General features: G+C 71.8%; 27 protein-coding genes and 1 riboswitch. Of the genes, 8 read left to right on the forward strand and 19 right to left on the reverse strand.

Annotated features, from left to right (window positions below; translation table 11 throughout):
* On the forward strand, positions 1-999 hold the full coding sequence (locus ISG29_RS15740) for an Ldh family oxidoreductase (protein WP_194504398.1): 999 nt from the start codon (positions 1-3) through the stop codon (positions 997-999).
* Here ISG29_RS15740 and ISG29_RS15745 read toward each other — a convergent pair.
* From ISG29_RS15745 to ISG29_RS15775, 7 genes are all read right to left on the reverse strand, one after another.
* Complete coding sequence (locus tag ISG29_RS15745) at positions 984-1,634, reverse strand: TetR-like C-terminal domain-containing protein (protein ID WP_194504399.1); 651 nt, start codon at positions 1,632-1,634, stop codon at positions 984-986. The two genes, ISG29_RS15740 and ISG29_RS15745, sit on opposite strands and share 16 nt — an antisense overlap.
* The gene (locus tag ISG29_RS15750; RefSeq protein WP_194504400.1) at positions 1,631-2,125 is read right to left on the reverse strand and encodes an FBP domain-containing protein; all 495 of its coding nucleotides are present in this window, start codon (positions 2,123-2,125) and stop codon (positions 1,631-1,633) included. The genes ISG29_RS15745 and ISG29_RS15750 overlap by 4 nt, the downstream gene beginning before the upstream one ends.
* A 62-nt stretch (positions 2,126-2,187) precedes the next feature.
* Positions 2,188-2,739: a SixA phosphatase family protein gene (locus ISG29_RS15755; protein ID WP_194504401.1), complete on the reverse strand. Its 552-nt coding sequence runs from the start codon at positions 2,737-2,739 to the stop codon at positions 2,188-2,190.
* Between the two features lie 57 nt (positions 2,740-2,796).
* On the reverse strand, positions 2,797-3,297 hold the full coding sequence (locus tag ISG29_RS15760; protein WP_194504402.1) for a serine O-acetyltransferase: 501 nt from the start codon (positions 3,295-3,297) through the stop codon (positions 2,797-2,799).
* Between the two features lie 4 nt (positions 3,298-3,301).
* Positions 3,302-4,081: an enoyl-ACP reductase FabI gene (gene fabI / locus ISG29_RS15765; protein ID WP_194504403.1), complete on the reverse strand. Its 780-nt coding sequence runs from the start codon at positions 4,079-4,081 to the stop codon at positions 3,302-3,304.
* A 3-nt stretch (positions 4,082-4,084) separates the two neighbouring features.
* Positions 4,085-4,819, reverse strand: coding sequence for a beta-ketoacyl-ACP reductase (fabG, locus tag ISG29_RS15770; RefSeq protein ID WP_194504404.1), 735 nt, complete (start codon positions 4,817-4,819; stop codon positions 4,085-4,087).
* A 74-nt stretch (positions 4,820-4,893) separates the two neighbouring features.
* On the reverse strand, positions 4,894-5,121 hold the full coding sequence (locus ISG29_RS15775) for a dodecin (protein ID WP_194504405.1): 228 nt from the start codon (positions 5,119-5,121) through the stop codon (positions 4,894-4,896).
* 54 nt (positions 5,122-5,175) lie between these two features.
* On the opposite strand from ISG29_RS15775, the gene ISG29_RS15780 reads away from it, so the two are divergent.
* Together ISG29_RS15780 and ISG29_RS15785 are read left to right on the forward strand one after the other, a co-directional pair.
* The gene (locus tag ISG29_RS15780) at positions 5,176-5,511 is read left to right on the forward strand and encodes a DUF3099 domain-containing protein (RefSeq protein ID WP_194504406.1); all 336 of its coding nucleotides are present in this window, start codon (positions 5,176-5,178) and stop codon (positions 5,509-5,511) included.
* Positions 5,508-5,714: a hypothetical protein gene (locus ISG29_RS15785; protein ID WP_194504407.1), complete on the forward strand. Its 207-nt coding sequence runs from the start codon at positions 5,508-5,510 to the stop codon at positions 5,712-5,714. The genes ISG29_RS15780 and ISG29_RS15785 overlap by 4 nt, the downstream gene beginning before the upstream one ends.
* Positions 5,715-5,745: 31 nt before the next feature.
* On the opposite strand, the gene moaA is transcribed toward ISG29_RS15785, so the two are convergent.
* The gene (moaA, locus tag ISG29_RS15790; protein WP_194504408.1) at positions 5,746-6,744 is read right to left on the reverse strand and encodes a GTP 3',8-cyclase MoaA; all 999 of its coding nucleotides are present in this window, start codon (positions 6,742-6,744) and stop codon (positions 5,746-5,748) included.
* A gap of 14 nt (positions 6,745-6,758) precedes the next feature.
* Here moaA and ISG29_RS15795 point away from each other — a divergent pair, with 14 nt between their 5' ends.
* From ISG29_RS15795 to ISG29_RS15805, 3 genes are read left to right on the forward strand one after another with little or no spacing between them, the layout of a single operon-like run.
* Positions 6,759-6,935, forward strand: a complete 177-nt coding sequence (locus ISG29_RS15795) for a mycothiol transferase (RefSeq protein WP_328829460.1) — start codon at positions 6,759-6,761, stop codon at positions 6,933-6,935.
* A complete protein-coding gene (locus ISG29_RS15800; RefSeq protein WP_194504409.1) occupies positions 6,935-7,522 on the forward strand; it encodes a dienelactone hydrolase family protein in 588 nt (195 codons plus the stop codon). The genes ISG29_RS15795 and ISG29_RS15800 overlap by 1 nt, the downstream gene beginning before the upstream one ends.
* A gap of 21 nt (positions 7,523-7,543) precedes the next feature.
* On the forward strand, positions 7,544-8,458 hold the full coding sequence (locus ISG29_RS15805) for an aldose 1-epimerase family protein (RefSeq protein WP_194504410.1): 915 nt from the start codon (positions 7,544-7,546) through the stop codon (positions 8,456-8,458).
* Here ISG29_RS15805 and ISG29_RS15810 read toward each other — a convergent pair.
* Genes ISG29_RS15810 through ISG29_RS15820 form a run of 3 tightly spaced genes read right to left on the reverse strand, consistent with a single transcriptional unit; the run spans position 8,447 to position 10,032 of the window.
* Complete coding sequence (locus ISG29_RS15810) at positions 8,447-8,884, reverse strand: PH domain-containing protein (protein ID WP_328829463.1); 438 nt, start codon at positions 8,882-8,884, stop codon at positions 8,447-8,449. The genes ISG29_RS15805 and ISG29_RS15810 overlap by 12 nt on opposite strands.
* Positions 8,885-8,894: 10 nt before the next feature.
* On the reverse strand, positions 8,895-9,758 hold the full coding sequence (hisG, locus tag ISG29_RS15815) for an ATP phosphoribosyltransferase (RefSeq protein ID WP_194504412.1): 864 nt from the start codon (positions 9,756-9,758) through the stop codon (positions 8,895-8,897).
* Positions 9,759-9,768: 10 nt separating this feature from the next.
* Positions 9,769-10,032 carry a phosphoribosyl-ATP diphosphatase gene (locus ISG29_RS15820; protein ID WP_194504413.1) on the reverse strand — a complete coding sequence of 88 codons (264 nt, stop codon included), beginning with the start codon at positions 10,030-10,032 and terminating at the stop codon, positions 9,769-9,771.
* Between the two features lie 21 nt (positions 10,033-10,053).
* On the opposite strand from ISG29_RS15820, the gene ISG29_RS15825 reads away from it, so the two are divergent.
* A complete protein-coding gene (locus ISG29_RS15825; protein WP_328829465.1) occupies positions 10,054-10,689 on the forward strand; it encodes a GNAT family N-acetyltransferase in 636 nt (211 codons plus the stop codon).
* Here ISG29_RS15825 and ribH read toward each other — a convergent pair.
* From ribH to ligD, 8 genes are all read right to left on the reverse strand, one after another.
* A complete protein-coding gene (gene ribH, locus ISG29_RS15830) occupies positions 10,667-11,146 on the reverse strand; it encodes a 6,7-dimethyl-8-ribityllumazine synthase (RefSeq protein ID WP_194504414.1) in 480 nt (159 codons plus the stop codon). The genes ISG29_RS15825 and ribH overlap by 23 nt on opposite strands.
* Entirely contained in the window at positions 11,143-12,399 is a 1,257-nt protein-coding gene (locus ISG29_RS15835; RefSeq protein WP_194504415.1) for a bifunctional 3,4-dihydroxy-2-butanone-4-phosphate synthase/GTP cyclohydrolase II, read from the reverse strand. The genes ribH and ISG29_RS15835 overlap by 4 nt, the downstream gene beginning before the upstream one ends.
* 3 nt (positions 12,400-12,402) lie before the next feature.
* Positions 12,403-13,011, reverse strand: a complete 609-nt coding sequence (locus tag ISG29_RS15840; protein ID WP_194504416.1) for a riboflavin synthase — start codon at positions 13,009-13,011, stop codon at positions 12,403-12,405.
* The gene (ribD, locus tag ISG29_RS15845) at positions 13,011-14,090 is read right to left on the reverse strand and encodes a bifunctional diaminohydroxyphosphoribosylaminopyrimidine deaminase/5-amino-6-(5-phosphoribosylamino)uracil reductase RibD (protein WP_235960049.1); all 1,080 of its coding nucleotides are present in this window, start codon (positions 14,088-14,090) and stop codon (positions 13,011-13,013) included. Before ribD ends, ISG29_RS15840 begins: the two co-directional genes overlap by 1 nt.
* An 89-nt stretch (positions 14,091-14,179) precedes the next feature.
* Positions 14,180-14,309, reverse strand: a riboswitch (FMN riboswitch).
* 155 nt (positions 14,310-14,464) lie between these two features.
* The gene (gene rpe, locus ISG29_RS15850) at positions 14,465-15,118 is read right to left on the reverse strand and encodes a ribulose-phosphate 3-epimerase (RefSeq protein WP_194504417.1); all 654 of its coding nucleotides are present in this window, start codon (positions 15,116-15,118) and stop codon (positions 14,465-14,467) included.
* A 35-nt stretch (positions 15,119-15,153) separates the two neighbouring features.
* Positions 15,154-15,978 carry a crotonase/enoyl-CoA hydratase family protein gene (locus ISG29_RS15855; protein ID WP_328829472.1) on the reverse strand — a complete coding sequence of 275 codons (825 nt, stop codon included), beginning with the start codon at positions 15,976-15,978 and terminating at the stop codon, positions 15,154-15,156.
* Between the two features lie 52 nt (positions 15,979-16,030).
* On the reverse strand, positions 16,031-16,468 hold the full coding sequence (locus ISG29_RS15860; RefSeq protein WP_194504419.1) for a TY-Chap domain-containing protein: 438 nt from the start codon (positions 16,466-16,468) through the stop codon (positions 16,031-16,033).
* Entirely contained in the window at positions 16,465-17,424 is a 960-nt protein-coding gene (ligD, locus tag ISG29_RS15865; RefSeq protein ID WP_194504420.1) for a non-homologous end-joining DNA ligase, read from the reverse strand. Before ligD ends, ISG29_RS15860 begins: the two co-directional genes overlap by 4 nt.
* 32 nt (positions 17,425-17,456) lie before the next feature.
* On the opposite strand from ligD, the gene ISG29_RS15870 reads away from it, so the two are divergent.
* The gene (locus ISG29_RS15870) at positions 17,457-18,179 is read left to right on the forward strand and encodes an AAA family ATPase (RefSeq protein ID WP_328829474.1); all 723 of its coding nucleotides are present in this window, start codon (positions 17,457-17,459) and stop codon (positions 18,177-18,179) included.
* Positions 18,180-18,222: the final 43 nt, after the last annotated feature.

Here is an 18,222-nt window from a genome sequence, read left to right on the forward strand (position 1 = left end):
GTGATCCGTGTGTCGCACCAGGAGTGGGTGCGGGTCTGCAGCCAGATCCTGAGCGCCCGAGGGATGCCGTCGGACGATGCCGCATCGATGGCTCGCCTCATGGTCGACTCCGATGCGGCCGGCCACGAGTCCCACGGTCTGTGGCGTCTGCCGCAGTACATCGACGACATCGAACGAGGTCTGGTCAACGTCTCCGCCCGACCCACGATCGAGGAGGACCGCGGTGCCTGGGTACGCATCCACGGCGACCACGGCTTCGGGCACCTCGTTCTGGCCTACGCTCGGGATCTGGCGATCTCACGGGCGCGCAGGTTCGGGGTCTCGGCTGTGGCGGTCCGCCGCAGCGCGTTCGCGGGCCGGCTGGCCGACTTCTGCGAGGTGGCGTCGACCGAGAACGCCATGATCGTCGTCGTCGCCAACGATGCAGGTGGCGGGCAGGCCGTCGCCCCACACGGAGGTAGCGAGGCAAGGCTGTCGACCAATCCGATCGCGGCCGGGATCCCCCGCGTCGGAGCGCCTCTCGTGATCGACATGGCGACGAGCGTGGTGGCCTCCGGACGGTTGGGTGAGCACGGTGACCGAGGCGAGGCGGTCCCCGAGCACTGGCGGACCTCCGCCGGCGCGCTGCGCCCGGCGGGTGGGCCCAAGGGGTACGCGCTGGCGCTGATCGTCGAAGCGCTGGCCGGCGGTCTCACCCGCGCGGGCACGGTCCGCCGCGATCCCGGGGTCGAGGACCAAGGCGCGCTGGTCATCGCGTTCGACCTCGGGGATCCGACGAGCGCGGCGGACTTCAAGGAGGACGTCGAGGGGTTCTTGGAGTGGGTGCTCTCCAGCCGGCCGGAGCACCCCGACGCCCCCGTCCTCCTGCCTGGTCAACGTGCGACCCGGACCCGCGAGGAGCGACTCCGGTCCGGGATCCCCGTGACTGCCTCCACCTTCGACCGGATCGCCCGCCTCTGCGACCTCTACGACGTACCCGCTGCTCAGACCATGCCCTGACCCGACGCCTGGCTCTCGGCCCTCGAGGTTGCGTGCGAGGCGGCCGGATCGGCGGCGCCGGCGACTCCCCGCGACCACGACCCGAAGACGACGTCGAGGCCATCGACGGCGCGTTGCCAGCTCGCCTCGGCGTCGGGCTCGCTGCGGGCGAAGCCGCCCGCGCGCTCGAGGTCGGTCCAGCCGCGCACCGTGGCGCCGAGTAGCCGGACGGCGTGGGTCTCGTCGGGCTCGCCGAGGGCGTAGCCACGCAGCGCGGCGCGGGCCAGCTCGGCGTGGCGCGGTCCGGCGCCGACCGCCGCGACCTCGTCGTCCAACGGCAGGGACATGGCCGCGTGGCGGCCTGGGTGCGCGGAGGCGTAGTCGCGGTAGGCCTGGCCGAGCGCGTCGATGGCCTCTCGCCCGCTACGCCCCGCGACCGCCTCGGCGACCCGGCCGGCGCTCTCCTCCAGGGCCCGCAGCGTCAGGCGCTGCCGTAGGTCGCGATTGCTCGCCACATGGGCGTAGAGACTCGGCGGCTTCACGCCGACACGACGCGCCAACGCGGTCAGGGTGACGGCTCCCAACCCCTGCTCATCGGCGAGGTCGGCTGCCTCCGCGGCGAGCCGATCGGGGTTGAGTCCGGCGCGGGGGCTCATGACGCCAGCACTCGGTCGACGAATGCGAGCACGTTGCGGCGCAGTCGCTCGACTCGTTGATCGACCGAGAGCGTCTCGTGCACGACCGTCATGGCCGGGCGCTCCAGCGTGCCGCGGGCGTAGGCCGAGCAGGCGAGCGAGGCGCACATCTCGACGCCGACGGTGTTGCCCTCGCGGCCGGACCGCCCGGCCCGCTGGGCGACCATCAGCGCCACCCCCTGGCCGCCGTGCGTGGTGGTGCACAGCGAGCACATGCGAGCCCGGGTGCTGCCTCCGCCTGCTCGCTTCAGCACGATGCCGACGACGCCGCGCTCCGGCGTCGGCACCACGAGATAGGCCGATCGAGGCGACCTCGGGTCGATCCACGTGAGCAGGTCGAGGTCGGGCCAGCGCCGGTCGTCGAGGTCTGCCGGCAGGTTCATCCGGGCGACCTCGCCCTTGCTCGCGTTGACGAAGCTCGTGCGTATCGCCTTCTCGTCCAGGGGTTGCATGCACTCATCGTGACTTACCTATGCATCATAGGCAAACCCCTCACAGGCATAGTTCCCATCGATCACCCGGCACCGCGGGCCACCTGGTAGGCGACCACGGCCGCCTGCTGCTCCCCGAGGTCGGCCCAGGCGCCCTCGACGTCGAAGACGGTCATCGTGCAGGTCGGATACCCCTGGAGGAGGGCCGCCGACGCCTGCGCGTCGCCCTCGCCGTCGTCGAGCAGCTGCGCGAGGTAGGCCATCGTGGGGTTGTGCCCGATGACGACCAGGGTCGCGATGTCGTCGGGGCACTCGCGCACCAGGTCGAGCGCGGTCTCCGGGCTGGCTGAGTACAGCGTCGGCTCGACGTCGAGCGTGGCGCCGACGAAGCGGCCGCCCTCGAGGACGCCCGCGGCCGTCTCTCGCGTTCGTTCCGCGGACGACACCAGCAGCCGGTCCGGCTCGAGCCCCCGGTCGCGCAGCCATCGGCCGGCTGCCACGGCGTCGGCCCGGCCCTCGGATGTCAGCCGGCGCTCTGCGTCGGAGTTGGCGACCTGCTCGGCCCTGGCGTGCCGGATGACCACGAGGCGACGGGTCGGGTCGGAGGGACGAGGCGCTGCGGGGGTCGGTGCCACTCACACAATCTGACAGCCGCCCCCAACCGCCGCGACCACGGGGGTGACCCGCCGGCCTCAGACGGGCTTGGCGGGGGTGCCCACCACCGTGACGCCCGGGGCGACGTCGTGCACCACGACGGCACCGGCTCCGACGATCGCTCCCCGACCGATCCGCACCCCGCCGAGCACGGTGGCGTTGACGCCGAGCGACACGCCGTCCTCGAGGGTCGGACACGCGCCGCCCTCGACCTTGTTGCCCAAGGTGACGCCGTGGCGCACCTCGACGTCGGCCCCGACGACGCAGGCGTCGTTGAACACGATGCCGAACCCGTGCCGCACCCGCAGCCGGGGGCCGACCCGGGTGCGCACCGGCAGCTCCACCGAGCACAGTGCCTCGGCGTACCAGGTGTAGAGCACCACGATCGGCAGCGCGATGATCCGGCAGCGACGGTCGAAGGGCCGACGCAGCGCCTGCGCCAGCCGGAACAGCACGAGCATGAGCTGGAGCCGCGGAGCGCCCGCGTTGACCGACCAGTCCTGGGTCAACCACGCGCGGTTCAGCACCGGATCGGTCACGCAGTCATGCTCCCATGGCGTGGAAGCCGCCGTCGACGTGCACGATCTCCCCGGAGGTAGCCGGGAAGAAGTCGCTGAGCAGCGCGCACACCGCCTTCGCCGTCGGCTCCTGGTCGGTGTTGTCCCAGCCCAGCGGTGCCCGAGTGGCCCACATGTCCTCGAGATCGGAGAACCCGGGGATGGCCTTGGCCGCTAGGGTGCGCAGCGGCCCGGCGGAGACGAGGTTCACCCGGATGCCCTCCGGCCCCAGATCGCGCGCGAGGTAGCGCGAGCAGGACTCCAGACCGGCCTTGGCGACGCCCATCCAGTCGTACGCGGGCCAGGCGACCGTGGCGTCGAAGGTGAGGCCGACGATGGACCCACCCTCTCCCATCAGCGGGCGGCACGCGGTGGCCAGCGACTTCAGCGAGTACGCCGATACCTGGACAGCCTGCGCCACGTCGTCCCACGGACCCTCGAGGAACCGGCCGCCCAGCAGCGTCTCGGGGTTGCCGAAGGCGATCGAGTGGACCACGCCGTCGAGGTGGGCGTCGTCGCCGAGGTGCTCACGCACCTGGGCCGCCAGCCCCTCGAGGTGCTCGGGGTCGGTGACGTCGAGTTCGAGCACCGGCGGCTCGGTGGGCAGCCGCTTGGCGATGCGGCGCGTGATGCCGAGCGCGCGGCCGAAGTTGGAGATGAGGACGGTCGCACCCTGCTCCTGGGCGACCTTGGCGGTGGCGAAACCGATGGAGGAGTCCATCGTCACCCCGGCCACGAGGATCGTCTTGCCTTCGAGAATGCCCATGGTTCAGTGCCCCATCCCTAGTCCGCCGTCGACGGGGATCACGGCGCCCGTCACGTACGCCGCGCCGGGTCCGGCGAGCCAGGTCACCGCACCGGCGACCTCGTCGACCGCGCCGAGCCGGCCGAGCGGGATCTGGCCCTGATAGGCCTTCACCTGCTCCTCGGGCAGCTGGGCGGTCATGTCGGTCTCGATGAAGCCCGGCGCCACCACGTTGGCGGTGATCGAGCGGGAGCCGAGCTCGCGGGCGATCGACCGGGCCATGCCGACCAGCCCGGACTTCGAGGCCGCGTAGTTGACCTGGCCCGGCGAGCCGAGCAGTCCGACCACCGAGGAGATCAGGATGATCCGGCCCCGCCGCAGCCTCAGCATGCCCTTCGCGGCGCGCTTGGCGAGCCGGAAGGAGCCGGTGAGGTTGGTCGAGATGACCTGCTCCCAGTCGTCGTCGCTCATCCGCAGCAACAGCGTGTCGGCGGTGACGCCGGCGTTGGCGACCAGCACCTCGACCGGACCGTGGGCCTCCTCGATCTGCTTGAACGCCGCGTCGATCGCCGCGCCGTCGGTGACGTCGCAGCGGACGTCGAGGGCACCGTCCGGGGCCCCGCCGCTGCGGGTGGTCACCGCGACGTTGTCGCCCTGGGCGAGGAACGCCTCTGCGATGGCGCGTCCGATGCCGCGGTTGCCGCCCGTGACCAGCACGGACCTCGGTTCGGGTCTGGGCTGTGTACTGCTCTCGCTCACGTGCGACGACGCTAGTGATTACCCACGCGTACTCGAAACGACGTGCCCCAGATCACGCGTCGTCCGGGCCGAGGTCACGCGTCGACGGGACCGTCGTCCTCGAGACGGAAGCCGATCTTGAGCCCGACCTGGAAGTGCTCGACGGTGCCGTCCTTGACCTGGCCGCGGACCTGGGTCATCTCGAACCAGTCGACGTGGCGCAGGTTCTGCGCGGCGCGCTCGAGGCCGTTGCGGATGGCCTGGTCGATGCCGTCGGGGGACGTGCCGACGATCTCGGTCACTCGGTAGGTGCGGTTGCTCACCTGGCCACCCTAGTGGACGCCACGCCTCACGACGGCCGACCTACACTGAGGGTCATGGCAGGCAAGCAGCAGTCGCGGGGCGACGACGCCATCCGCATCACCACTGCCGCTGTGAGCCCGGCCGAGGATCTGCGCAGGCGCCAGAAGCGCTACCTGATCTCGATGAGCATCCGCTCGGCGTGCTTCGTCGGTGCCTGCATCTCCGGTCTGGCCGGGGTCAACTGGCTGTGGCCCATCCTCATCGCGGGTGCGATCGTGCTGCCCTACGTCGCGGTGGTCATGGCCAACGCCCAGGCGACCCGCCGCGACGGTTTCGAGCTCCAACCCGGAGCCTACGGCGCCCCGCAGCTGGAGTCGCGGTCGCGGCACGACTCGCTCGGACCCCGATGACCGACCCCTGCTCCGCCAAGGGGTGCCAGGCCGAAGCCGCGCACGCGCTGGTGTGGAACAACCCCAAGGTGCACACGCCGGAGCGTCGCAAGGTGTGGCTGGCGTGCGAGGAGCACCGTGAACACCTCGGCTCCTTCCTCGGGTCGCGGGGGTTCTTAAAAGACGTCGTACCGCACCGCGAGGGCGTGGACCTCTCGGTCTGACCACCCTCGTTCTGACCGGCCTCGTACCAGGTCAGCCGCCGATGGCCGACATCGGCCGGTCGGGCTGGAGGAACGTCTCGTCGTCGATGCCGTGACCGGCGGCCTTGCCGGCCATGGCGACGACCCAGCGGTCGGCGATCTCCTCGTCGCTGCCGCCGCCGCGCAGGGCGGTGCGCAGGTCGGACTCCGAGCGCGCGAAGAGGCAGTTGCGTACCTGGCCGTCGGCGGTGAGCCGCACGCGGTCGCAGTCGCCGCAGAAGGGCCGGGTGACCGAGGCGATGACGCCGACGGTGCCGCGGCCCCCGTCGACGGTGAACAGCTCGGCAGGGGCGCTGCCACGGGGCTCGCTGGCCGGGGTGAGCGTGTAGTCGCGTTCGAGCATCGCGAAGATCTCGTCGGCGGTGATCATCGCCTCGCGATTCCAGCCGTGCTGGGCATCCAGCGGCATCTGCTCGATGAACCGCAGCTCGTAGCCGCGCTCCAGGCACCAGGCGAGCAGTTCGCCAGCCTGGTCGTCGTTGGTCCCGCGCAGCAGCACCGCGTTCACCTTGATCGGCCCGAGACCGGCCTCCTGGGCTGCGGAGAGGCCGGCGACGACGTCGGCGAAGCGGTCGCGACGGGTGATCTCGCGGAAGGTGTCGGGGCGCACGGTGTCGAGGCTGACGTTGACCCGGTCGAGGCCGGCCTCGGCCAGTGCGTGCGCCGTCTTGGCCAGGCCGAGGGCGTTGGTGGTGACCGAGAGCCCGAGGCCGGGCCCGAGCTCGCGCGAGCGTCGCACGATGTCGACGAACCCGCGTCGGATCAGCGGCTCTCCCCCGGTGAACCGGATCTCCGCGATGCCGAGGTGCTCCACCCCGATGCGGATCAGTCGCACGACCTCGTCGTCGGTGAGCACGTCGTCGCCGGGCAGCCAGTCCAGGCCCTCGGCCGGCATGCAGTAGTTGCAGCGCAGGTTGCACCGGTCGGTCAGCGAGACCCGCAGGTCGGTGGCGACGCGTCCGAAGCGGTCGGCGAGCACACGGTGAGACATGTCACCACCCTACGGTGCGACCGCGGGTCGGGCCGGACGCCGCCTGGGCCGGCGGGCGCCGGGCGAGCCTGCGGCGCATGCTCTTCGCCCTCGTCGAGGAGTACGGTCGCCACACCGGGCACGCCGAGCTGTTGTGCGAGAGCGTCGACGGACGCACCGGAGGAGACCCCGACGACGACTGGAGACGCTGATGGCCACCGTGCTGCTCTTCCACCACGTGCTCGGGCTCACCGACGGCGTGCGGGATCTCGCCGAGCGGCTGCGCGCCGGCGGCCACGACGTCTACACACCCGACCTCTACGCCGGGCGCACCTTCACCACGATGCCCGACGCGTTCGCGTGGAAGAACTCAGACGACGCCCCGGACGCCACGGCGCTGGCCGATGCCGCGGCGTCGGAGCTGCTCGCCGCCGGGCCGGTGGTCATGGTCGGCATCTCCATGGGCGTCATGCAGGCACAGCGGCTGGCCCAGACCCGCGACGGTGTGGCCGGCGCGGTGCTGCTCGAGGCGTGTGTGCCCGTGACGGGCGAGTGGGCCTTCGGCCCGTGGCCCGGCGGCGTGCCGGTGCAGGTGCACGGCATGGACGACGACGAGTTCTTCGCCCACGAGGGAGACCTGGACGCCGCACGCGAGCTGGTCGCCGGCGCCCCCGGCGGTGAGGTCTTCACCTACCCCGGCGATGCCCACCTCTTCTGCGACAGCGCGCTGGCGACCTACGACGGCGCGGCCACCGACCTGGTGGTCGAGCGGGTGCTCGCGCTGCTGAGCGCCGTGTGACGCCTCGCTACCCTCTCGGGCATGACCTCCCCCAGCGGTGAGCAGTTCGAGATCGCGGCGGCCGGCTACCGGGCCGTCGTCACCGAGAGCGGCGGCGCGCTCCGGCTGCTCGAGCACGAGGGGCGAGCACTGCTCGACGGGTTCGGGGAGCACGAGATGGCGCCGGGCGGCCGTGGTCAGCTGCTGGTGCCCTGGCCGAACCGCACTCGCGACGGCCGCTACTCATTCGACGGGAGGGATCTCCAGCTCGCGCTCACCGAGCCCTCGCGCCACAACGCATCCCACGGCCTCGTGCGGTGGGTCGCCTTCACGCTCGAGGAGCACACCTCGCACTCGGTCACGCTGACCTACCGTGTGATGGCGCAGACCGGGTACCCGTGGAGCCTCGACGTCGCGGTCAGCTACGACCTCTCCGCCGACGGTCTCACCGTCACGCAGTCGGCCTCCAACCTGGCCGACTCCCCGGCGCCCTACGCCGCTGGGGCCCACCCCTACCTGCTCGCCGGCGAGGGCCCGGTCGACGGCTGGGAGCTCACCCTTCCCGCCAGCACGCGGGTGCTGGCGGACGGCGAGCGGCTGCTGCCCACCGGCTACGAGCCCGTCGACGACACCGCCTTCGACTTCCGCGTCGCACGGCCCGTGCGCGACACCGTGCTCAACGACGGCTTCACCGACCTGCTCCCCGACGAGCGCGGCGTCACCACCACCGTGCTGCGCGACCCGGCGGCCGGTACCGGAGTGGCGCTGTGGGCCGACGACGCCTACACCTGCCTGCAGCTCTACACCGCCGACGACGTGCCCGCCTCGGCGCGCAGGTCGATGGCGATCGAGCCGATGACCGCCCCCGCGGACGCCCTCAACTCCGGGGTCGGACTGGTCGTGCTCGAGCCCGGTGAGTCGCACACCGCGACCTGGGGCATCCGGTCAGTCGACTGACGGCGGGTTCACCACGAGCGCCCGCAGGGCACGAGCGGCGCGCACGGCACGGCGTCCGTCGGAACCCTGGATGCCCAGCACCGAGAGGGTGGTGCCGTCGCTGAGGTCGAGGGTGACCCACGGCGCGCCGGGTGAGAGGTGCACGTCGACGACCTGCTCGTAGGCCAGCTGGTGCTTGCGATAGCCGTTCACGATGAGCAGGCCGTCTCGGCTGGCCACGACCCGGGACCGGATCAGCGCGTGCAGGCACGCGAACCCGAGCGCGCCCAGCACGAGCATCGTGCCGATCTGGAAGGCCGTGAACTTGCCTCGGGTCTCGTCGTCGAAGGCGAACCAGGCCGCACCGAAGACCACGAGCAGCCCCACGCCCAGCACGACCCCCACGATGGGTCCGCCCAGCGGCCGCCAGGTGACGGGCAGGCTCACCCCGGCACCCTCAGAGTCGGCAGGCATGGATGTCGGTGAGCAGGATGCCGCGCGCACCCAGGTCGTAGAGCGCGTCCATCAGTCTCTGGGCGCCGTCGCGCGGGACCATCGCCCGCACCGCCGACCAGCCCTCGCGATGCAGCGGCGCCACGGTCGGGCTCTCGATGCCGGGAGTGAGCCGAACGGCCTCGGTGACCGCGGCGGTCGGGATGTCGTAGTCCATCATCACGTAGCTGCGCGCGACGAGCACGCCCTCGAGGCGGCGCTGGAAGACGTCGAACCCGGCGGGGATCTCGCCGCTGCGGGTGATGAGCACGGCCTCGGACTCCAGGATCGTCTCGCCGAAGACCTCCAGGCCGGCGCGGCGCAGCGTGGAGCCGGTCTCGACGACGTCGGCGATCGCGTCGGCCACACCGAGCTGGATGCTGGTCTCGACCGCGCCGTCGAGGCGCACCACCTCGGCGGTGATGCCGCGCGCGGCGAGGAAGTCGTGCACGACCCCGGTGTAGGAGGTCGCGATGCGCGTGCCGGCGAGCTGGGTGACGTCCGAGAACTGCCCGGCGGGGCCGGCGAAGCGGAACCGGCTGCGGCCGAAGCCGAGCTCCATCGCCTCGTCGGCCTTGGCGCCGGAGTCGCGCAGCAGGTCGCGGCCGGTGATGCCGACGTCGAGGGTGCCCTCGCCGACGTAGAGAGCGATGTCGCGCGGGCGCAGGTAGAAGAACTCGACCCCGTTCTCGTCGTCGATCAGGGTGAGCTGCTTGGCGTCGTCGCGCTGGCGGTAGCCGCACTCGCGCAGGATGTCGGAGGCCGACTGCGACAGCGAGCCCTTGTTCGGGATCGCGACGCGGAGAATGCCGGGGTCGGTGCTGGTCATGGTCGAGGTCCTAGAGGTGGGTGTAGACGTCGTCGAGCTCCAGCCCGAGGGCGAGCATCAGACACTGGGCGTGGTAGAGCAGCTGGCTGATCTCCTCGGCCGCCCGGTCGCGGCCCTCGTGCTCGGCGGCCATCCACGACTCGGCGGCCTCCTCGACCAGCTTCTTGCCGATCGCATGGACGCCGGCGTCGAGCTGCGCCACGGTGCCGGAACCGGCGGGACGGGTGGCGGCCTTCTCGGCCAACTCCGCCCAGAGCTCGTCGAACGTCTTCACGAGGCACCAGACTAGGTGCCCGTGAGCGACTCCCCCGCATCAGCCCAGACTCCGGGCACCGCAGCCCCCGCCCTGCACGACCTCGTCTGGCCTGTGCGCACCGAGCGGCTGCTGCTGCGGCCCTCACGACCCGACGACGCCGCGGCTCTGCTCGGCTACCGCTCGCTGCCGGGTGTGGCGGAGTGGATCGGCGGGCCCGTCCCGACTCTGGCCAACACCGAGGAGTACCTCAGCAGCGAGGCGGCCCGGCACGTGCTGCACGTCGAGCGCGACGGCGTGCTCGTCGGCGACGTCATGGTCATGGTCGGCGACGCCTGGGCGCAGACCGAGGTGCGCGAGCGCGCCCGCGCCACGCAGGCCACCCTCGGCTGGGTGCTCGACCCACGCCACGGCCGGCAGGGGCTGGCGACCGAGATGGTGCGCGGAGTGATCGACCTGTGCTTCACCCCGGTCGCGGACGGCGGCCTGGGCCTGCGCCGCGTCGTCGCCGAGTGCTTCAGCGACAACGAATCGTCGTGGCGGCTCATGGAACGGCTAGGCATGCGGCGCGAGGCCCACCACGTGGCCGACTCGCTGCACCGCGAGCGCGGCTGGCTCGACGAGTTCGTCTATGCGCTGCTGGCCGAGGAGTGGCTCAGCCGCGGCGGACGGCCTTGAGGGTGCGAGCGGTGAGCAGGGCGGCGGAGGTGGCCTCGTAGCCCTTGTCCTCCTTCGAGCCGTCGAGACCGGCGCGGTCGAAGGCCTGCTCGTCGGTGTCGCAGGTGAGCACACCGAAGCCGACGGCGACCGTGTGGTCGAGCGCGACGCGGGTGAGGCCGTCGGTGGCGGCGTTGCACACGAAGTCGAAGTGCGGGGTGCCGCCGCGCACCACGACGCCGAGCGCGACCACCGCGTCGTAGCCGGTGGCCGCCAGGGCGGACGCGACGACGGGGAGCTCGAAGGTGCCGGGCACGCGGACGATCTCGGCGTGCGGCACCGAGAAGTCCGCCAGGGCGCGCTGGGTGCCGGCCAGCAGGCCGTCCATCACCTCGGTGTGCCAGGACGCCGCCACGACGGCCACGCGCAGGTCGCCGCAGTCGACGGGGTCGGTGGTGGGGGCTCCGTGGCCGCTCATGCGTTCACTCCATCCGGGTCGAGGTCGGCGACGTCGAGATCGGGCAGCACGTGCCCCATCCGGTCACGCTTGGTGGTGAGGTAGGCGAGATTGTGGTCGTTGGGGTGCGGGGTGAGCGGCACTCGCTCGGTGACGGTGATGCCGAACTCCTCGAGGCTGCTGATCTTGTCGGGATTGTTGGTCATCAGTCGCACCGAGCCGACCCCGAGGTCGCGCAGGATCTGCGTGGCGGTGCCGTAGTGGCGGGCATCGGCCGGGAGCCCGAGGTCGAGGTTGGCATCGACGGTGTCGCGGCCGCCGTCTTGGAGTTGATAGGCCTGGAGCTTGGCGAGCAGCCCGATGCCACGACCCTCGTGGCCGCGCAGGTAGATCACCACACCGCGACCCTCCGCGACGACCCGCTCGAGCGCCTCGTCGAGCTGTGGCCCGCAGTCGCAGCGGTAACTGCCGAGCACGTCACCGGTCAGGCACTCCGAGTGCACCCGGGTGAGCACCGGCTCGCCGTCCGTGAGCGCCTCGGGGTCGCCGTGCACGAGCGCCACGTGCTCGGAGCCGTCGACGGTGATCCGGTAGCCGTAGGCGGTGAACTCCCCGGCCCGGGTGGGCAACCGGGTGACGGCCTGACGCTGCACCAGCGTCTCGTGGCGACGCCGGTAGCGCACCAGATCCTCGATCGAGATCATCGCGATGCCGTGCTCGTCGGCGAACGCGCGCAGCTCGGGTGCTCGCTTCATGGTGCCGTCGTCGTTGACGACCTCGACGAGCACGCCCGCCGGGGTCAGGCCCGCCAGCCGGGCCAGGTCGACCGCGGCCTCGGTGTGCCCGCGTCGCACGAGCACGCCGCCCTCGCGGTAGCGCAGCGGCAGCACGTGACCGGGCCGGGTGAGCTCCCATGCCTCGGTGGCCGAGTCGGCCAGCACCCGGGCGGTGTGTGCCCGGTCGGCGGCGGAGATGCCGGTGCTGACGCCATCGCGAGCGTCGACGGTGATCGTGTACGCCGTGCGGTAGGCGTCCTTGTTGTGCGGGGTCATCAGCGGGATCTCGAGCCGATCGAGCATGTCGCCGGGCATGGGCACGCAGATCACGCCGCTGGAGTGCCGGATGGTCCAGGCCATCAGCTCGGGCGTCGCCTTCGACGCCGCGAAGATGATGTCGCCCTCGTTCTCCCGGGTCTCGTCGTCGACGACGACCACGGCCTTGCCGGCGCCGATGTCGGCGATCGCGCGCTCGACGGGGTCAAGTCGGACGGTCATGGGTCAGTTCTCCTTCTGCGAGAGGTACGGCAGCGCGAGCTTCTCGACGTGCTTGGCGATGACGTCGACCTCGAGGTTGACGGCGTCCCCGGCTTCGCGGAAGCCCAGGGTGGTGCGGGCGAGCGTCTCGGGGATGAGGCTGACGGTGAGGCTGGTGTCCGTGACGTCGACGACGGTGAGGCTGATGCCGTCGATGGTGATCGAGCCCTTCTCGACCACGTAGCGGGTCAGGGCCGGTGGCACCGCGATCTCGACCACGGTCCAGTGCTCGCTCGGCGTGCGGCGGCCGATCGAGCCGACGCCGTCGACGTGGCCCTGCACGATGTGGCCGCCCAGCCGCTTGTCGGCGGTGACGGCACGTTCGAGATTGACCCGGTCACCGACGCGGACCGTGCCGAGCGAGGTCTTGTCGAGCGACTCGCGCATCACGTCGGCGGTCCAGGTGCGGCCCTCGATCGAGACGACCGTGAGGCAGCAGCCGTTGACGGCGATCGAGTCGCCGAGGCCGGTGCCCTCGAGCACCACGTCGGCGGCGATGCGCAGCCGGATGGCGTCGGTCAGGTCGTCGATGGCGCTGACGGTGCCGAGTTCCTCGACGATGCCGGTGAACATCACTCACGCTCCTGGTGGTCGGCGGGGTGCTGCGGGGTCAGGATGAAACGCACGTTGGGCTCCTCGCCCTCGACGACGGGTTCGAGTACGACGACATCGGCCACCCGGGGCCGGAACGCCTCGGCGAGGGTGCCGATTCCGAGGTCGGCGACCGAGGAGAGGCCGGCGCCGAGGAAGAAGGGCGCGACGTAGCAGACGATCTCGTCGACGAGCCCGGCCCGCACGAACGCGGCGGCGAGCGTGGGGCCGCCCTCGAGGAACACGTGCTGGCGACCCCGCGCCCACAACTGTGCGAGCGCCTCGCGCGGGTCGCGGGTGCGCAGGAGCACGGTCTGGGCGTCGGAGTTGAGCACGCGGCGGTCGGCCGGCAGGTCGCGCCGCCCCATCACCGCGCGCAGCGGCTGGACGGCGAGGGGCCGGTCCTCGGCGTCGCGCACGGTGAGCAGCGGGTCGTCGACCAGCACGGTGCCGGTGCCGACGAGCATCGTGTCGCACAGCGCGCGCAGCCGGTGCGTGTCGCGTCGTGCAGCCGTGCCGGAGACCCACCGACTGGTGCCGTCGGCGGCCGCGCTGCGTCCGTCGAGCGTGGCGGCGAGCTTCCACGTGACGAACGGGCGCTGCTCGGCGCGCGCCACGTCGTAGACCCGCTTGAGAGCCGCCGCCTCGTCGGCCAGCAGTCCGGAGACGACCTCGATGCCCGCGGCCTCGAGCCGGGCCTGGCCGCCGGCCGCGGTGGGGTTGGCGTCGGGCTCGGCGAACACCACGCGGCGCACCCCGGCCGCGATCAGCGCCTGGGTGCACGGGCCGGTGCGGCCGGTGTGGTCGCAGGGCTCGAGGGTGACCACGGCCGTGGTGCCGGCTGCCGAGTCGGCCGCCGCGGCCAGGGCGGCGGCCTCGGCGTGCGGGGTGCCGGGCCCGGCGTGGAACCCCTCGGCGATCGTGCGGCCGGCGTCGTCGAGCAGCACGCAGCCCACGCGGCGGGTGTCGGCCACCATCGGCACGCCCGGCGTCGCCGCGAGCGCGAGCGCACGCCTCATGGCGGCCGCCTCGGTTGCGGTGGTGCCGGCTGTGCTGGTCATGGTGCGTCGTCCTGGTCCGGTCGGGCTCACGGACTCCGGGGGACGGCGGGCGCGTCGCGGCCGTCGGAGGACGGCGGCGAGCATGACCGCTGCGTGCGCTTCCCATCCGGACTCTCACCGTCGGTCCAGGAGTTCCACCTGGTCAACCGGTCACTGGCTGTGACCGGGTCGCGGACTTTCACCGCCGGCTCGGAATTACACCGACCCCAGAGCACGCGAGCATGTTCACTCGTCGGTGCCATTGAACCACGGAAGCGCACGAGCCTCCCGGACTGCTCGGCGTCGAGCCGTTGTGAATCACACCACGCGCCACTCCCCCGACCCGCACGCCGAAGGACTCACCTCGCCCACGGTGCCGGCGGCGCAGGCCGCTCTCAGCCGGCAGCGGCGGCGCGCAGCGCCTCGATCATCGCGTCCGGGTCGTCGGCGGAGTACACGGCCGAGCCGGCGACGAAGGTGTCGGCACCGGCCTCGGCGCAGCGCTCGATGGTCTCCAGCGAGACGCCGCCGTCGACCTGGAGCCAGGTCTCGACGCCGTGCTTGTCCATGAGCGCCCGAGCCCGGCGGATCTTGGGCAGCACCAGGTCGAGGAACTTCTGGCCGCCGAAGCCGGGCTCGACGGTCATCAGCAGCAGCATGTCGAGCTCGGGCAGCAGATCCTCGTACGGCTCCACCGGCGTGGCCGGCTTGAGCGCCATGCTGGCGCGCGCCCCGGCGGCGCGGATCTCCCGCGCCAGCCGCACCGGCGCCTGGGCCGCCTCGACGTGGAAGGTCACCGACCCGCAGCCGGCCTCGGCGTACGTCGGCGCGTGGCGGTCGGCGTCGGTGATCATCAAGTGCGCGTCGAGCGGGATGTCGGTGCTGCGTGCCAGCGCCTCGACCATCGTCGGGCCGAACGTCAGGTTCGGCACGAAATGGTTGTCCATCACGTCGACGTGTACCCAGTCGGCACTCGGGATGCGCGCGACCTCGGCACCCAGGGCCGCGAAGTCGGCGTTGAGGATGCTCGGCGTGATCTGGATGCCCATGGGTCGTGATCCTCTCAGGCGCGGCGCCGGGAGACTCAGCGGCCCTGGAACACCGGAGCGCGCTTCTCGAGGAACGCGCGCGGGCCTTCCTTGGCGTCCTCGGTGGCCATCGTGGCGTAGCCCAGCGGCATCTCGATCTCGAAGGCCTCTTCCTCGGGCATCGTCTCGGTCTGGCGGAGCACGGCGAGGATGTTGCGCACCGCGACGGGGCCGTTGGCCGCGATCCGCTCGGCGATCTGGCGGGCCTTGGCCAGCGCCTGACCGTCGGGCACGACGTGGTTGATGAGCCCGAGCTCGTGGGCACGCGGCGCGGTGATGTCGTCGCCGGCCAGCAGCATCTCGGCGGCCACGGCGTACCCCATCTGGCGGCGCAGTCGAACGGCGGAGCCGGCCATCGGGAACAGTCCGCGCTGCACCTCCGTGACGCCGAAGACGGTGCTCTCTCCGGCCACCCGGATGTCGGTTCCCTGCAGGATCTCGGTGCCACCGGCCCGGGCCACACCCTCGGCGGCGAGGATGATCGGCTTCGTGGGCCGGTAGGTCTTGAGGTAGGCCTTGAGCGAGATGTCGGGGCTCTCCACGAGCCGCGTGATCCACTCGTTGTCCTTCGCGCCCTGGTTCAGCCGAGCGATCTCACCGAGGTCCATGCCGGCGCAGAAGACCGAGCCCTTGCCGGTGAGGATCGCGACCCGCAGGTCGTCGTCCTCGTCGAGGCGCACCCACGCGTCGTAGAGGCGGCAGAGCACCTCGGCGTTCGTGGCGTTGCGCTTCTCGGGGCGGTTGAGCGTGACGGTCAGGACGGGACCGTCGGCCTCGACGAGGACGAGCGGCTCGGCTGCGGGTGCGCTGTTGTCGGACACGCCCGTGACCATACAGTCCAGGACTTGTGTATGGCGACGCCGTGACCCGGGCTCAGGCGTCGGGATCCTCGCGGCTCAACGACACCTCGAGCTGCTCGACCTCACAGCCGAGCTCCTGGAGAGCGCGCACGATGGCGATCGCGATGTTGGGCGCGCGCTGCAGCGGCGCATCGCGGATCCAGGTGAGCAGCTCGTCGCTCCACGGCCGCTGCCAGCCGGTGCGCTCGAGGTAGGCCTCCTGCTCCGGCGTCATCGGCCAGTCCCCGCCGAACGAGGTGGAGCCGACGACCTCGGCCACGAGCTCGTTGCGGGTGGCCGTCACCATGGCGTAGCGGCGAGGCCCGGCGGACGACGCCGCCCTGGCCCGGCCGAAGAGACCCTTCTTGGCGGGCGTCGGTGGGGCGTCGCCGATGGTGAGCACATCGCCGAGGTCGAGCGCCAGCAGGGTACTGGTGAGCCGCCGGTTGACGTCGTCCCAGGTGCCTCTCACGGCTGGTCCTCCTCGTCGTCCCCGGTCGGGAGCTCGTCGCGCTCGGCCCACTCCAGCAGCGGGTCGATGCGCCACGGGTCGGCGTCGATGCCCTCGTGCAGGTCACCGACCTCGGCGAAGCGGGCCGGCACCGTGGCGATGGTGAAGTCGCGCGGGTCGGCGTCGTCGATCTCCTCCCACCGTACGGGCGTCGACACCCGGGCGTCGGGGAGGCCGCGCACGGAGTAGGCGGCCGCGATCGTGTGGTCGCGGGTGTTCTGGTTGTAGTCGACGAAGACGGCGGCCGGGTCGCGGTCCTTGCGCCACCAGGTGAGGTCGACCAGCCCGTGCGCACGGCGTTCGACCTCTCGGGCGAACGCGTGCGCCGCGCGCCTGACGTCTGCGAAGCCGTGCTCGGGCGTGATGCGCACGTACACGTGCAGCCCCTTGCTGCCACTGGTCTTCGGATAGCCCGTGACGCCCAGCTCGTCGAGCACCTCGTGAACGATGCCGGCCACGCGGCGTACGTCGTCGTAACCGCACTGCGGACCGGGGTCGAGGTCGATGCGCCACTCGTCGGGCCGCTCGGTGTGCCCGCGGCGGCTGTTCCAGGGGTGGAACTCGACGGTCGACATCTGCACCGCCCAGATCACACTGCCCAGCTCGGTGACGCACAGCTCGTCGGCGGTGCGGTTCCACCGCGGGAAGTGCAGCTGCACCGTCTCGACCCACGCCGGCGCGCCTGCCGGCAGCCGCTTTTGGTGCACCTTCGGACCGGCCAGCCCCTTCGGGAACCGGTGCAGCATGCACGGGCGCTCCCACAGCGCGTTGACGATGCCCGGCCCGACCGCGAGGTAGTACTCGACGAGGTCGAGCTTCGTGGCTCCCGTCTCGGGGAAGTAGACGCGCTCGGGGTTGCTGATCCGCACCACCCGGTCGTCGACCTCGATCTCCACCGATGGTGGCTTGGACGCCATGCCCAGACCCTAGTGGCCGATACCCTGCCGAGGTGGACTTCGACCAACCGCCCGTCGTCCGGGTGAGCGTCGACGACGCCCGCGCGCCGCTGCCTCGCGGCGAGTGGCCGGCGAGCATCCCGGCGGTGGCACAGATGCTGCGCGAGGGGTTCGACCTGGCCCCCGGCGTCACGTTCCTGGTGGGCGAGAACGGGTCCGGCAAGTCGACGATCGTCGAGGCGGTGGCGATGGCCTACGGGCTCTCGCCGGAAGGCGGGTCGACGCAGGGGCAGTACTTTACGCACCCCACCGAGTCGCCGTTGTGGAAGGCGTTGCGCCTCCAACGCGGGATCGGCAGCGGCCGGTGGGGTTTCTTCCTGCGCGCCGAGACGATGCACGGCTGGTACACCTACCAGGCCACCGAGGCCGGCGGCGGCGACCACTGGCACCGGCTCAGCCACGGCGAGTCGTTCCTCGAGGTGCTGCGCACCCGGTTCGACTCCCCCGGCTTCTACTGCCTCGACGAGCCCGAGGCGGCGCTGTCGTTCTCCTCGACTCTGGGCCTGATGAGCACCCTGCACGAGCTGCGCGCCACCGGCGGGCAGGTGCTGTGCGCGACGCACTCCCCCGTGCTCGCCTCGCTGCCCGGTGCGCGGATCCTCGAGGTCGGCGACTGGGGGCTGCGCGAGGCGGGGTGGGAGCACCTCGAGCTCGTGCAGCACTGGAAGGCCTACCTCGACGCCCCGGGCCGCTACCTGCGGCACGTGCTCGACTGAGACCCACGGACTCTCGGAGAGGTCTGAAACATCGTGCGGGGTT

It is taken from the genome of Nocardioides acrostichi (assembly GCF_015319165.1).
Taxonomy (GTDB): Bacteria; Actinomycetota; Actinomycetes; order Propionibacteriales; family Nocardioidaceae; genus Nocardioides; species Nocardioides acrostichi.

Bases quoted from the DNA above. Each gene is read 5' to 3' on its own strand.
- ISG29_RS15745 (WP_194504399.1), bottom strand. From the start codon at position 1,634: ATGAGCCCCCGCGCCGGACTCAACCCCGATCGGCTCGCCGCGGAGGCA.
- ISG29_RS15750 (WP_194504400.1), bottom strand. From the start codon at position 2,125: ATGCAACCCCTGGACGAGAAGGCGATACGCACGAGCTTCGTCAACGCG.
- fabI (WP_194504403.1), bottom strand. From the start codon at position 4,081: ATGGGCATTCTCGAAGGCAAGACGATCCTCGTGGCCGGGGTGACGATG.
- ISG29_RS15780 (WP_194504406.1), top strand. From the start codon at position 5,176: ATGGCAGGCAAGCAGCAGTCGCGGGGCGACGACGCCATCCGCATCACC.
- ISG29_RS15785 (WP_194504407.1), top strand. From the start codon at position 5,508: ATGACCGACCCCTGCTCCGCCAAGGGGTGCCAGGCCGAAGCCGCGCAC.
- moaA (WP_194504408.1), bottom strand. From the start codon at position 6,744: ATGTCTCACCGTGTGCTCGCCGACCGCTTCGGACGCGTCGCCACCGAC.
- ISG29_RS15800 (WP_194504409.1), top strand. From the start codon at position 6,935: ATGGCCACCGTGCTGCTCTTCCACCACGTGCTCGGGCTCACCGACGGC.
- ISG29_RS15805 (WP_194504410.1), top strand. From the start codon at position 7,544: ATGACCTCCCCCAGCGGTGAGCAGTTCGAGATCGCGGCGGCCGGCTAC.
- hisG (WP_194504412.1), bottom strand. From the start codon at position 9,758: ATGACCAGCACCGACCCCGGCATTCTCCGCGTCGCGATCCCGAACAAG.
- ribH (WP_194504414.1), bottom strand. From the start codon at position 11,146: ATGAGCGGCCACGGAGCCCCCACCACCGACCCCGTCGACTGCGGCGAC.
- ISG29_RS15835 (WP_194504415.1), bottom strand. From the start codon at position 12,399: ATGACCGTCCGACTTGACCCCGTCGAGCGCGCGATCGCCGACATCGGC.
- ISG29_RS15840 (WP_194504416.1), bottom strand. From the start codon at position 13,011: ATGTTCACCGGCATCGTCGAGGAACTCGGCACCGTCAGCGCCATCGAC.
- ribD (WP_235960049.1), bottom strand. From the start codon at position 14,090: ATGACCAGCACAGCCGGCACCACCGCAACCGAGGCGGCCGCCATGAGG.
- rpe (WP_194504417.1), bottom strand. From the start codon at position 15,118: ATGGGCATCCAGATCACGCCGAGCATCCTCAACGCCGACTTCGCGGCC.
- ligD (WP_194504420.1), bottom strand. From the start codon at position 17,424: ATGGCGTCCAAGCCACCATCGGTGGAGATCGAGGTCGACGACCGGGTG.